Origin of the sequence: Streptomyces cirratus, from assembly GCF_014650775.1 — a bacterium.
GTDB lineage: Bacteria > Actinomycetota > Actinomycetes > Streptomycetales > Streptomycetaceae > Streptomyces > Streptomyces cirratus.
In genome coordinates this window covers 670,201-682,494 of sequence record NZ_BMVP01000001.1, presented here as the reverse complement: position 1 = coordinate 682,494, position 12,294 = coordinate 670,201, and the positions used below count along the sequence as shown (strand labels likewise).

11 protein-coding genes are annotated in these 12,294 nt (G+C 73.5%); 6 read left to right on the top strand and 5 right to left on the bottom strand.

Annotation, left to right across the window (positions count from 1 at the left end; translation table 11 throughout):
- Nucleotides 1-19: 19 nt before the first annotated feature.
- Nucleotides 20-373: a cytidine deaminase-like protein gene (locus IE207_RS03130; protein WP_190182418.1), complete on the top strand. Its 354-nt coding sequence runs from the start codon at nt 20-22 to the stop codon at nt 371-373.
- A gap of 81 nt (nt 374-454) precedes the next feature.
- Here IE207_RS03130 and IE207_RS03125 read toward each other — a convergent pair whose 3' ends face one another.
- Nucleotides 455-1,750, bottom strand: coding sequence for an MFS transporter (locus IE207_RS03125; RefSeq protein ID WP_190182417.1), 1,296 nt, complete (start codon nt 1,748-1,750; stop codon nt 455-457).
- A 71-nt stretch (nt 1,751-1,821) separates the two neighbouring features.
- On the opposite strand from IE207_RS03125, the gene IE207_RS03120 reads away from it, so the two are divergent.
- The 3 genes from IE207_RS03120 to era all read left to right on the top strand — a co-directional run bounded on the left by IE207_RS03120 (nt 1,822) and on the right by era (nt 6,110).
- Nucleotides 1,822-2,847: a GlxA family transcriptional regulator gene (locus IE207_RS03120; protein WP_229873277.1), complete on the top strand. Its 1,026-nt coding sequence runs from the start codon at nt 1,822-1,824 to the stop codon at nt 2,845-2,847.
- 60 nt (nt 2,848-2,907) lie between these two features.
- Entirely contained in the window at nt 2,908-4,242 is a 1,335-nt protein-coding gene (locus tag IE207_RS03115) for a WxL domain-containing protein (protein ID WP_229873276.1), read from the top strand.
- Between the two features lie 917 nt (nt 4,243-5,159).
- Entirely contained in the window at nt 5,160-6,110 is a 951-nt protein-coding gene (gene era / locus IE207_RS32930) for a GTPase Era (RefSeq protein ID WP_229873350.1), read from the top strand.
- 15 nt (nt 6,111-6,125) lie between these two features.
- On the opposite strand, the gene IE207_RS03105 is transcribed toward era, so the two are convergent.
- The 4 genes from IE207_RS03105 to IE207_RS03090 form a co-directional block, all read right to left on the bottom strand.
- Entirely contained in the window at nt 6,126-6,818 is a 693-nt protein-coding gene (locus IE207_RS03105; RefSeq protein WP_190182414.1) for a class I SAM-dependent methyltransferase, read from the bottom strand.
- 118 nt (nt 6,819-6,936) lie between these two features.
- A complete protein-coding gene (locus IE207_RS03100; protein WP_190182413.1) occupies nt 6,937-7,758 on the bottom strand; it encodes a GNAT family N-acetyltransferase in 822 nt (273 codons plus the stop codon).
- A gap of 56 nt (nt 7,759-7,814) precedes the next feature.
- Nucleotides 7,815-8,084: a protealysin inhibitor emfourin gene (locus IE207_RS03095; protein WP_190182412.1), complete on the bottom strand. Its 270-nt coding sequence runs from the start codon at nt 8,082-8,084 to the stop codon at nt 7,815-7,817.
- A gap of 10 nt (nt 8,085-8,094) precedes the next feature.
- On the bottom strand, nt 8,095-9,159 hold the full coding sequence (locus tag IE207_RS03090; RefSeq protein WP_190182411.1) for a M4 family metallopeptidase: 1,065 nt from the start codon (nt 9,157-9,159) through the stop codon (nt 8,095-8,097).
- A 376-nt stretch (nt 9,160-9,535) separates the two neighbouring features.
- Here IE207_RS03090 and leuA point away from each other — a divergent pair, with 376 nt between their 5' ends.
- Both leuA and IE207_RS03080 read left to right on the top strand, forming a co-directional pair.
- A complete protein-coding gene (leuA, locus tag IE207_RS03085; RefSeq protein WP_190182410.1) occupies nt 9,536-11,299 on the top strand; it encodes a 2-isopropylmalate synthase in 1,764 nt (587 codons plus the stop codon).
- A 228-nt stretch (nt 11,300-11,527) separates the two neighbouring features.
- Nucleotides 11,528-12,223: a TerB family tellurite resistance protein gene (locus IE207_RS03080; protein ID WP_190182409.1), complete on the top strand. Its 696-nt coding sequence runs from the start codon at nt 11,528-11,530 to the stop codon at nt 12,221-12,223.
- Nucleotides 12,224-12,294 lie beyond the last annotated feature (71 nt).

Below are 12,294 nucleotides of genomic sequence, written 5' to 3'. Positions count from 1 at the left end.
GGTCCTTATGCTTTCGACCATGAGCGAGAACACCGGGATCGACCCCGAGGACAGCAAGATCATCACGCTGGCGCGCAGCGCCCGGGCCCGTAACGGGGTGCCGGAGGGGGCGGCGGTGCGCGACGAGACGGGCCGCACGTACGTGGCCGGGACGGTGGAGCTGGACTCCCTCAAGCTCAGCGCCCTCCAGACGGCGGTCGCGATGGCGGTGGCGAGCGGGGCCCAGTCCCTGGAGGCCGCCGCCGTGGTGAGCGCGGCCGACGCCCCGGCCGACGCGGACCGCGCGGCGGTCCGCGACCTCGGCGGCCCGGACACCCCGGTCCTCCTGGCCACCCCGGACGGCACCCTCAAGTCCACCACCCCGGCCGGCTGACGCCCCCGCCCGTTCGGCGCGGACGGGCCGGGCCGGCCCCGGCGCCTGCGGCGGTGTGGGGCCCGGGCGGGCGGTGCTGCGTCAGGCCGGGGCCGGGGTGGCGGAAGGGCGGCGGCGGATGGTCATGGACATCAGGGCGGCCACCGCGCAGAGGGCGCCCGCCGCGTACCAGACGAGGTCGTACGAGCCGAAGGCGTCTCGGGCCAGCCCGGCCAGGAAGGCCACCAGGGCCGCGCCGACCTGGTGCGAGGCCAGGACCCAGCCGAAGACGATGGCGCTGTCCTCCCCGTACTGCTCCCGGCACAGCGCGATGGTCGGCGGGACGGTCGCGACCCAGTCCAGGCCGTAGAAGACGATGAAGAACACCATCGGCGGATGCACGTACGGCGCCATCAGCATCGGCAGGAACAGGAGCGAGACCCCGCGCAGGGCGTAGTACACGGCCAGCAGGCGCCGCGCCGCGAAGCGGTCGGTGAACCAGCCGGAGGCGATCGTGCCGACCACGTCGAACACGCCGACCACCGCCAGCAGCCCCGCCGCCGCCGTCACCGGCATGCCGTGGTCGTGGGCCGCGGGCACGAAGTGGGTCCGCACCAGCCCGTTCGTGGAGGCGCCGCAGATCGCGAAGGTGCCCGCCAGGAGCCAGAAGGGACCGGTCCGGGCCGCCTTGAACAGCACCGACACCGCCCGCCCCGCCGAACCCCGCACCGGCTCGGGCTTGGCCGCGTAGGTGCCCCCGTACGGTGCGAGCCCCACGTCGGCGGGGTGGTCGCGCAGCAGCAGCCAGACGAACGGCACCACGACCACCGCGGCCAGCGACACCGTCACCGCGCCCGGCCGCCAGCCGTGCCGTTCCACCAGCCAGGACAGCAGCGGCAGGAAGAGCAGCTGCCCGGAGGCCCCGGCCGCGGTCAGGATCCCGGTGACGAGCCCCCGGCGGGCGGTGAACCAGCGGTTGGTCACGGTCGCGGCGAACGCCATGGCCATCGAGCCGCTGCCCAGGCCGACCAGCACGCCCCACAGCAGGACCAGTTGCCAGGCCGCGGTCATCCAGACGGTGGCGAGCGCCCCGCCGGATATGACGAGCAGGGCCAGCGCCACGACCCGGCGGATGCCGAAGCGGTCCATCAGCGCGGCCGCGAACGGCGCGGTGAGCCCGTACAGGGCGAGGTTGACGGAGACGGCGAAGCCGATGGTGCCGCGCGACCAGTCGAACTCCTCGTGCAGCGGTTCGATGAGCAGTCCGGGCAGGGAGGCGAACGCGGCGGCGCCGACGATCGTCACGAAGGCGACGGCCGCGACGAACCAGGCGCGGTGGACGCGTCCGGGCGGCCGGGGCGTGAGGACGGGGGCGGGCGCGGGTGCTGTCTGGGTCACGGGGACAGCTTCCGGCCCGCGGTGACCCCGACGACAGTGGCCTGACCGACATGCTTCGGTACGATCGGGCCATGGAGTCCCGCACGCACCGGGTCGTCGTCCTGGCCCTCGCCGGATTGCTGCCCTTCGAGCTCGGCATCCCGCACCGGATCTTCGGCCGGGCCAAGGATCCCGCCGGGCGGCCGCTGTACGAGATCCTCACCTGCGGCCTGTCCGCCGGGCAGGTGCCCACCGACGCCGACTTCGCGATCCACGTCGGGCACGGCCCGGAGCTGCTCGCCACGGCCGACACGGTCGTGGTGCCGGCTTCGTACGAGCTCGGGCCGGTGTACGAACACGGCAGGCTGACGGACGCACTCGCCGCCGCCCTGTCCCACGTCCGGCCCGGCACCCGGCTCGTCTCCATCTGCACGGGCGGCTACGTACTGGCCGCCGCCGGGTACCTCGACGGTCGCCGCGCCACGACGCACTGGGCCTCCGCCGCCCACTTCCAGCAGCTGTTCCCCCGGGTGCTCGTCGACCCCGACGTGCTCTACACCGACGACGGGGACGTGCTCACCTCCGCCGGGGTCGCCGCCGGCATCGACCTGTGCCTGCACATCGTGCGCCGCGACCACGGCGCCGCCGTCGCCAACGAGGTGGCCCGGCGGACGGTGGTGCCGCCCCACCGGGACGGCGGGCAGGCCCAGTTCATCGAGCGCCCGGTGCCCGAGCCGCAGCTGGCCAGCACCACCGCCGCACGGGCCTGGGTGCTGGACCGGCTGCACGAGCCGATCCGGCTGAGCGACCTGGCCCGGCAGGAAGCCGTATCGGTACGGACGTTCACGCGCCGGTTCCGCGAGGAGGCCGGGGTCAGCCCCGGCGAATGGATCGTGGCGCAACGGGTGGAGCGGGCCCGGCGGTTGCTGGAGCGGACGGAGCTTCCGATGGAACAGGTGGCGCGCGAGGCCGGGTTCGGGGCGGCGCAGTCGTTGCGCAAGCACGTACGGGCTGCACTGGGGGTGAGTCCGACGGCGTACCGCAGGACCTTCCGGGCGGTCGCGGACTCCCCGCCATCACCTGATGGCCCATCAGGCGAGGTGGCATCCGCGCCTTGACTTCTCCCGCCCGCCGCCCCTGAATGGCCCCCAGGTCGCAGGCAACCCAGGGGGCGGGCAGTGCGGACAGGGGCGCGCAGCACAAGAGGCGCGGCGGCGCTCGTCGGCCTGGCCGTCCTCGCGGCCGTCACCGGGGGAGCGCTGGGCGCGCCGGCCGCCGCCGAAGAGGGAACGCCCCCGGGACGGGTGGAGTTCCCCACGCACTGCCTGCCGCCGCAGGAAGCCGGGCTGCCGCCTGCCGAGGGGCCGACCACGGCCCGGATCACCGTCGACGACCCGGCGCCGAAGGCCGGCGACACCGTCACGGTGACCTACCAGCTGGCCTCGACCCCGGCCGCGAACCCCGTCCCCGGCGTGCTCCCCGCCGACGTGCTCACCCCGACCGGGCGGGTCGTGCTCGGGGGCGCGCAGCAGGGTGAGGTCACCGTCGTCGGCGCCCAGCGCAACGACCCCGTAGCGGCGGGGGAGAAGCTGCCCGGGGTGACCATGACCGGCACCTTCACCGTCACCGCGCCCGGCGTGATCACGCTCGCCCCCGGCGGGTACACCCTGCACACCCGGCACCTGGGCGACCTGGACACCGTCTGCGCCCCGGCCGCGCCCGCGCCCGTATCGGAGCGCCTGACCGCCACCCCGCTTCCGACGGCGAACCTGCGCACCCTCGCGCTGCGCTCGGCCTACGGCAATCCCGGCGCGGCGGTCGCGGTCACGGGCGTCGGCTTCGTCCCGGGCGCGGCCGTCACCGTGGCGGGCCGCGCGGGAGCCGCCGAGACCGCCGACCGGGTGGCCGCCACGGCCGACGCGACGGGGACGGTCCGGGCGGAGCTGCCCGTCAGGGACAGGGCGACGACGGGCGTGGTGGCCTACGAGGGCACCGGGTGGTCGGCGCAGCGGGGCTCGGGCGTCGCGGCGTACACGGTCATCGGCGCCGTCGCCGGGCCGGCCGGGGCCCAGAAGGTGACGGCGGTGGTGGAGCCGGGCGCGCTGGCGATGACCCAGGCCGGGGATTCCGTGACCCTGGGCGGCGTCCCGTACGGCGACGGGGGCACGGCGCCCGGCCGGATCGCCGCCGTCACCGTCACGGACGCCCGGGGCGGGCCCGCGGGGTGGTCGCTGGTCGGCAAGGTCACCGATTTCACGGGGCCGGGCGGCGTACGCATCCCCGGGGCCTCCCTGTCGTGGACGCCGTCCTGCATGGCGGCTGCGGGCAGCCCGAGCCGGTGCGCGGCCGGCAGCCCCGGAGCGGTGGGCGCCGAGGGCGCCGTCCTGGCCTCGACCCCCGACGCGGCGGTGGTGGGCGGCACGTTCACCGTCGACGCGGGCGTGCGGCTGCGGGTACCGCCGTACACCCCGCCCGGGGCGTACACGGCGGTCCTGACGCTGACCCTGTCGTGAACGGCGCCGCCGCGCGGCGGGGGCTCGGCGCCCTGGCCCTGCTCGGGGCGCTGCTGCCGGGGACCGCCGGGACGGCGTGGGGCGCCGACAACGGGGAGTGGTCCGTACTGCCCGCCGCCAACGCCGTCGGGCAGCGCCCGTACTTCTACCTCGCCGCCGCCCCCGGAACGGCCGTCCGGGACGCCGTCACCGTCACCAACCGCACCGACCGGCCCCGCACCTTCCGCCTCTACGCCGCCGACGCCTACAACACCGCCCGCGACGGCGGCTTCGCCGTGCGCGGCCCCGACGAACCGCGCCGTGCCACCGCCGCCTGGACCGGACTCGCCCGCGACCGGGTGACCGTCCCGGCCCGGGGCTCGGTGAGCGTCGCCCTCACCGTGACCGTCCCCGAGCGGGCCGAGCCCGGGGACCACCCCGGCGCCGTCGTCGCCCTGGAGGACGAGCCCGCCACAACCCCCACCCCCGGCCTGGGCGTGCGGCAGGCCGTCGCCGCCCGCCTCTACCTCCGGGTCACCGGACCCGCCGCCCCCGCGCTCGCCGTCCGCGACGTCCGGGTCCGCGCCCACGGCAACGGCGCGGAGATCACGTACACCCTCAGCAACCTCGGCAACGTCACCCTCCGGCCCCGCGCCACCCTCACCGCCACCGGCACGGCCGGCCGCGGCCTGCCGGCCCGCCCGCTCGACGGTCCGCCGGCGGAACTCCTGCCCGGCCAGGAGGTGCGCCTGCGCGGCCGGTGGGCCGATCCGCCCGCCTTGCAGTGGGCCCGGCTGACCGTGCGGGCCCGCGACGGCGGAGCGAGCGCCGAAGGCACCGCCGACTACGCGCGCCACCCCCGGCTCGCGGCCGCTCTGGCCGCCGCTCTGGCCCTCGCGGCCGCGGCCTGGTCGGCGCTGGGAGCGGCATCGGGGAGAATGGCCCGTATGAGCGATCGTTCCCCCGAGCCCACCGCCCCGCACCGCGCGGGCTTCGCCTGTTTCGTCGGCCGCCCCAACGCGGGCAAGTCGACCCTGACCAACGCGCTCGTGGGCACCAAGGTCGCGATCACCTCGAACCGGCCGCAGACCACCCGCCACACCGTTCGCGGCATCGTGCACCGCCCCGACGCCCAGCTGGTGCTGGTCGACACCCCCGGCCTGCACAAGCCGCGCACCCTGCTCGGCGAGCGCCTCAACGACGTCGTACGGACCACGTGGGCCGAGGTCGACGTCATCGGCTTCTGCCTGCCGGCCGACCAGAAGCTCGGCCCCGGCGACAAGTTCATCGCGAAGGAACTCGCGGGGATCAAGAAGACCCCGAAGATCGCCATCGTGACCAAGACCGACCTGGTCGAATCCAAGCAGCTGGCCGAGCAGCTCCTGGCCATCCACCAGCTGGGCGCGGAGCTCGGCTTCGAGTGGGCCGAGATCGTCCCGGTGTCGGCGGTCGGCGACAGCCAGGTCCAGCTGCTGGCGGACCTCATCGCGCCGCTGCTGCCGGAGAGCCCGCCGCTGTACCCGGAGGGCGACCTCACCGACGAACCCGAGATGGTGATGGTCGCGGAACTCATCCGCGAGGCCGCGCTGGAGGGCGTGCGAGACGAGCTCCCGCACTCGATCGCGGTGGTCGTGGAGGAGATGATCCCCCGGGAGAACCGTCCGGCGGACCGCCCGCTGCTCGACATCCACGCGAACGTCTACATCGAGCGGCCCAGCCAGAAGGGCATCATCATCGGCCCGAAGGGCTCCCGCCTCAAGGAGGTCGGGATGAAGTCGCGCAAGCACATCGAGGCGCTCCTGGGCACGCCCGTCTTCCTCGACCTGCACGTGAAGGTGGCGAAGGACTGGCAGCGGGACCCGAAGCAGCTGCGCAAGCTCGGCTTCTGATCCGTCAGACACCCCCTACGGCAGTCGCAGGACCTTGACCGCGTTGTCGGTGCGGGTGCCGGGGCGGCCGTCGGGGCGGGTCTGGACGCGCTCGTGCTCCTCCGCGAGCAGCACCTCCCACTTGCCCTCCGGCAGCTCCAGCGCCGCGACCACCTCGTCCGGGGTCGGGAAGTGCACGCGGTGGTCGGGATGCTCGTGCCAGACCGGCCAGCCCGCGTGGCCGACGATCAGCAGGATGCCGCCCGGGGCGACGGCCGCGGCGGCCCTGCGCAGGATCCGCTCGCGAGGGAAGTCCCCGTAGGAGTGCAGGAAGCAGGCGGAGACAAGGTCGAACTCGCCCTCCGGGAACGACACGGCGAAGTCGTGACGCTGCCAGTCGACCCGGTCGCCGACCCCGGCATCCTCCGCATGGCTCCGCGCCCGTTCCAGCGCGACGCCGGAGATGTCGGTCGCGGTGACCCGCCAGCCCTGCCGGGCCAGCCACACGGCGTCGCCGCCCTCGCCGCAGCCGAGGTCCAGGGCGCGACCGGGGGTGAGCCCCTCGGCCTCCCGGACCAGGACGGCGTTGGCGTTGCCGCTCCACACGCGCTCGCTCTCGCCGTAGCGGGAGTCCCAGTAGTCCTCGCCGCCCTCGATGGCGGTGTGCGCGGCGTCTGCGGCGTGCGTGGCGCGTTCGGCGTGCGTGGTGTGTTCGGCCTCTTCGGGCATCGGCGTCTCTCTTCCCGTGATGCGTGGACGCGTGCGGTCGCGATACGCCGATGGTCCGCCCGGCCGCGGCGGCCGGGCAAACATCCTTGCCGTTCCGGCAAAACCCCGTGGCCGGCGCTCAGGCGCCGTCCGTCGCCGGGGGTTCCGCGATCAGGGCCGTTGCGACCCGGCGGAAGCCGGCCCGTCCGTAGATCCGGGCCACGTCCTCGTCGCCCGCCGACAGGAACACCGTACGGATGCCCCGCGCGAGCGCCTCGGTGACCAGTGCCGCCGTCACCGCGAGGGCCAGCCCCTGGCGGCGGGCCGCCGGGAGGGTGCCGACGGCGACGATCTCGGCCACCTCGCCGACCGGGTTGTACTGGCCCGAGCACAGCACCACGCCGTCCCGTTCGGCGGCGGCCAGCACGGTGCGGCCCGAGGCGATCGCCGCCGCGACCGTGGCGCGGCGCACCTCCACCGCCGGATCCGCGGTCGCCGCTGCGAGTTCCGCCGGACCGGCCTCGCCCAGTGCCGTCCCCCCGGCCGCGAAGGCGAGCATCGGCACCGTCACGGCCGCCGCCAGCAGAGGGTCGTCGGCGCCGAGCAGCCGGGCCCCTTCCGGCTGCGGCGGGAGCGGTTCGGCCGTGTCCAGGACCATGAGCGGGTGGGCGTGGACGTGGAGCCCCGCGGCCTCCACCGAGGCGCGCAGGGAGGGGCTGTTTTCGGCCACCCATTCGAAGGCCTCGGGCAGTTTGAGCTCCCGCTGGCGGGCCAGGACCCGCTCGACGTCCGCGACCGAGGCCCCGGAGCCGCCGAGCGTGGGCCGCGCGTAGTACGCCCAGCCGTCGCCCTCCTGTACGAAGAGGGTCAGCGGACCGAAGTCCTCGGCCCGCGCGCCGCCCGCGCGCGGCACGGCGTCGTAGTACTGCTCCAGCGAAGCCAAGATTGTTTGGATGGTCATCCGGTCATCCAAACAAAGCCGCGGGTGCCGGTCATCCGATTTCCGGCCCGGCGCCGCTAAGCGCCCTCCTTGAGCACCCGGGTGATCAGGCTCCGCTGGGCCTGCGACAGGTACGGCTCCGCGCAGGACACGGTGCGCCCGTCCACCGTGATCCGGTACGAGAACCCGTCCCGGACCCGGTCCGCCCCGTGCCCCGGCGGACCGGGCCGCAGCGCCAGCAGCGCCAGTGCCCGCAACTCGTCCTCGTCCGACCGGCCCGAGGTGTCCACCTCGGCCCGGCGCTCGATTCCCGCGAAGCCGCCCGTCCGTACCACCAGAATCCGCATGTCGGCCCTCTTACCCCAGGCCGACCGCCGACCACGCCTTCTGCATCGCCTGGTGTTCCGCGCCGCCTTCCCCGTACCGGGCGACGGCCGCCGCCGTGGAGAGCCGGGCGAAGCCGGCGAAGTCGGCGTCGGGGGCGAGGTCGCCGCCGGTCAGGGTGTCGTACCAGATCCGCCCGGCCCGCTCCCAGGCCTTGCCGCCCAGTTCGCTCGCCACGATGTAGAACGCGTGGTTGGGGATGCCCGAATTGATGTGCACGCCGCCGTTGTCGCTGTGCGTGCGGACGTAGCCGTCCATCGTCGCGGGCTGCGGGTCCTTGCCGAGCTCGTCGTCGTCGTACGCCGTCCCCGGCGCCTTCATCGAGCGCAGCGCCACCCCGGTGACGGAGGGCCCGAGCAGGCCGGCGCCGATCAGCCAGTCCGCCTGGTCGGCCGTCTGACCCAGCGAGTACTGCTTGATGAGGGAGCCGAACACGTCCGACATCGACTCGTTCAGCGCACCCGACTGGCCCCGGTATTCGAGATTGGCCGTGTACTGGGTGACGCCGTGCGTCAGCTCGTGCCCGATCACGTCCACGGACACCGTGAAGTCGAGGAAGAGGTCGCCGTCCCCGTCGCCGAAGACCATCTGGCGGCCGTCCCAGAAGGCGTTGTCGTAGTCCTGGCCGTAGTGGACGCTCGCGTCCAGCGGCAGACCCGCGTCGTCGATCGAGTGACGCCCGAACCCCTTGAGGAACAGTTCGTACGTGGCTCCGAGGCCCGCGTACGCGCGGTTGACGCTGGCGTCGCCGGTGGCCTCCTCGCCCTCGCCGCGCACCTTCGTACCCGGCAGCCGGGTGCGGTGCCCGGCGTCGTACACCGTCCGTTCCGGCTCGTCGGACACGGGCGCACCGAGCGCCGGGGTGATGCCCCGCACCGTGGTGATCCGGCGGCGGGTGCGCAGGGCGGCGTCGTGTTCGAGGGTCCGCTGGGCGGTGTCGGCGCGGCGGGTGTGCTCGGACCCGGCGATCCGGTCGAGGAGGTGGGGAGGCACCACCGTGCAGAAGACGGGGTGGGCGGGGCGAAGAGTGGCATCCATGTGCGCAATGTGGCAGTGCGTAATGATCCTGTCACTAATCGCGACCATGATTCATTCGGTTGTCTGAAAGCCGTCGCACCACGTTGACGGATCGACCGGACATTCCCTGCGCGCGTCGGTGCATAGCGAGTCTTAACTCACAAAAGGGTACAAAACTGACCAGGGGGTCTTGCATACTGAAACAGGTCCTCGCGTTACGGCGCGGCTCCGCTAGGCTCGGCCCATCATGCGTTTCGGGCTGCTTCTCCTTAGCTGCCGCGGCGAGGGTCTGTAGTCGTAGGCCGGCCCCCTCCCCGCGGAGTCTGGTGTTGCGGATTTACGACCGCCGTCGGCCGTCCCAGCGAACTACACGCGGACACGCGAGGAGCCCCACGCCATGAGTCAGCACACTTTCGCAGGTCGCCCCACGCCCATCACGAACGCGACCCATACGCAGAAGCCCTCCGGGATGCCGATCCACAAGTACGGCTCCTACGAGCAGGTGGACATCCCCGACCGCACCTGGCCGGACGCCCGCGTCACCAAGGCCCCCCGCTGGCTGTCCACCGACCTGCGCGACGGCAACCAGTCGCTGATCGACCCGATGACCCCCGCCCGCAAGCGCGAGATGTTCGACCTGCTGGTGCGCATGGGCTACAAGGAGATCGAGGTCGGCTTCCCCTCCTCCGGTGAGACGGACTTCGCCTTCGTCCGCTCCATCATCGAAGAGGGCGCGATCCCCGACGACGTCACCATCTCCGTACTGACGCAGGCCCGCGAGGACCTGATCGAGCGGACCGTGGAGTCGCTGGTCGGCGCCAAGCGCGCCACCGTGCACCTGTACAACGCGACCGCCCCGACCTTCCGGCGGGTCGTCTTCCGCGGCTCCAAGGAGCAGATCAAGCAGATCGCCGTCGACGGCACGCGCCTGGTGATGGAGTACGCGGAGAAGCTGCTGGGCCCGGAGACCACCTTCGGCTACCAGTACAGCCCGGAGATCTTCACCGACACCGAGCTGGACTTCGCCCTGGAGGTCTGCGAGGCCGTCTGTGACGTCTGGCAGCCGGCCGAGGGCCGCGAGATCATCCTGAACCTGCCCGCCACCGTGGAGCGTTCGACGCCCTCCACCCACGCGGACCGCTTCGAGTGGATGGCCCGCCACCTGACCCGCCGCGAGCACATCTGCATCTCCGTACACCCCCACAACGACCGCGGCACCGCCGTGGCGGCCGCCGAGCTGGCCCTGATGGCCGGCGCCGACCGCATCGAGGGCTGCCTGTTCGGGCAGGGCGAGCGCACCGGGAACGTCGACCTGATCACCCTGGGCATGAACCTGTTCTCCCAGGGAATCGACCCGCAGATCGACTTCTCGCAGATCGACGAGATCCGCCGCACCAGCGAGTACTGCAACCAGATGGAGGTCCACCCGCGCCACCCCTACGCGGGCGACCTGGTCTACACCGCCTTCTCCGGCTCCCACCAGGACGCCATCAAGAAGGGCTTCGACGCCATGGAGGCCGACGCGGCCGCCGCCGGCAAGACCGTGGACGAGATCGAGTGGGCCGTGCCCTACCTGCCGATCGACCCGAAGGACGTCGGCCGCTCGTACGAGGCCGTCATCCGCGTCAACTCGCAGTCCGGCAAGGGCGGCATCGCCTACGTCCTCAAGAACGACCACAAGCTGGACCTGCCGCGCCGCATGCAGATCGAGTTCTCGCGGATCATCCAGGCCAAGACCGACACCGAGGGCGGCGAGGTCACGCCGAAGGCGATCTGGTCGGTCTTCCAGGACGAGTACCTGCCCAACCCCGAGAACCCGTGGGGCCGCATCCAGCTGCGCTCGGGCTCGACGGCCACCGACAAGGACGGCACCGACACGCTGACCGTCGAGGCGGTCGTCGACGGCGTCGAGACCGTCCTGACCGGCACCGGCAACGGTCCGATCTCGGCCTTCTTCGACGCGCTGGCCGGCATCGGCGTGGACGCCCGCCTGCTGGACTACACCGAGCACACGATGAGCGAGGGCGCCTCCGCCGTGGCCGCCTCGTACATCGAGTGCGCGATCGACGGCCGTGTCCTGTGGGGCATCGGCATCGACGCCAACACCACCCGCGCCTCCCTCAAGGCGGTCATCTCCGCCGTCAACCGCGCGGGCCGCTGATCCCACCGGATCCCACCCGCTCCGCGAGCGAACCCCGCACCTCCCCACGGAGGCGCGGGGTTCCGCTTTTCCCGGGCGCCGCCACGCCCCGCGACGGGGGCGCAGATCGGCCAACTCCGGTTCCGGGGCCAGGTTGTCTCGTCACACGACTGACACACACTCACGGATGTGGCTAACATCACGCCCACCCGGCGATGGTGCCGTGGGGTCCGCATACGGAGGTGCGACGTGCTGCCAGTTCGGGGTGGGGACGGCCGGAAACTGACCGTATGGGGCATCCGTACCACCTGGAGCACCGTGGCCGACGGGGAGTTCTTCTGCCCCGGCTGCGGCGGTGACCGCAACTACCGCAGGCGCACCGGCCGCCGCCGCTTCGCGGTCCTCGGCGTGCCGCTGCTGCCGCGCGGATCCGCCGGGCCGGTGGTCGAGTGCCAGGCCTGCAAGGAGCGCTTCGGCACCGACGTGCTGGACCACCTGACCACCACCCGCTTCTCGGCGATGCTGCGCGACGCGGTGCACACCGTGACGCTGGCCGTCCTCGCCGCCGGCGGGACCACCTCGCGCAGCGCCCTGGAGGCGGCCGTGGCGGCCGTACGGGGCGCCGGGTTCCAGGACTGCACCCAGGAGCAGCTGGAGTCCGTGGTGGACGCCCTGGCGACCGACGAGGGACGGCTGGGGTTGTACGACGGCCCGGAGTGCTGCGGGGCCGCACTGTCGATAGAGCTCCACGAGGCACTGGAGCCGCTCGCGCCGCACCTGGCCGGCCCGGGGCGGGCGTCGCTCCTGCTCCAGGGCGCCCGGATCGCGCTCGCCGACGGACCGTACATCCCGGCCGAGCGCGAGGTGCTGGCCACCGTGGGCGCGGCGCTGCGGATGGACGCCGACGAGGTCGCCCGGCTGCTGTCGGCGGTCCGCGCTCCGTAGCGGTCCGCCGCACGTCGGTCCGCCGCACGTCGGTCCGCCGCACGAGGGCCCCGCGCGGGTCCCCGCACAGG

What these genes read in the sequence shown, in the direction of transcription:
- leuA (WP_190182410.1), top strand. Translation starts at nt 9,536, where the DNA reads ATGAGTCAGCACACTTTCGCAGGTCGCCCCACGCCCATCACGAACGCG.
- era (WP_229873350.1), top strand. Translation starts at nt 5,160, where the DNA reads ATGGCCCGTATGAGCGATCGTTCCCCCGAGCCCACCGCCCCGCACCGC.
- IE207_RS03095 (WP_190182412.1), bottom strand. Translation starts at nt 8,084, where the DNA reads ATGCGGATTCTGGTGGTACGGACGGGCGGCTTCGCGGGAATCGAGCGC.
- IE207_RS03120 (WP_229873277.1), top strand. Translation starts at nt 1,822, where the DNA reads ATGGAGTCCCGCACGCACCGGGTCGTCGTCCTGGCCCTCGCCGGATTG.
- IE207_RS03090 (WP_190182411.1), bottom strand. Translation starts at nt 9,159, where the DNA reads ATGGATGCCACTCTTCGCCCCGCCCACCCCGTCTTCTGCACGGTGGTG.
- IE207_RS03105 (WP_190182414.1), bottom strand. Translation starts at nt 6,818, where the DNA reads ATGCCCGAAGAGGCCGAACACACCACGCACGCCGAACGCGCCACGCAC.
- IE207_RS03100 (WP_190182413.1), bottom strand. Translation starts at nt 7,758, where the DNA reads ATGACCATCCAAACAATCTTGGCTTCGCTGGAGCAGTACTACGACGCC.
- IE207_RS03130 (WP_190182418.1), top strand. Translation starts at nt 20, where the DNA reads ATGAGCGAGAACACCGGGATCGACCCCGAGGACAGCAAGATCATCACG.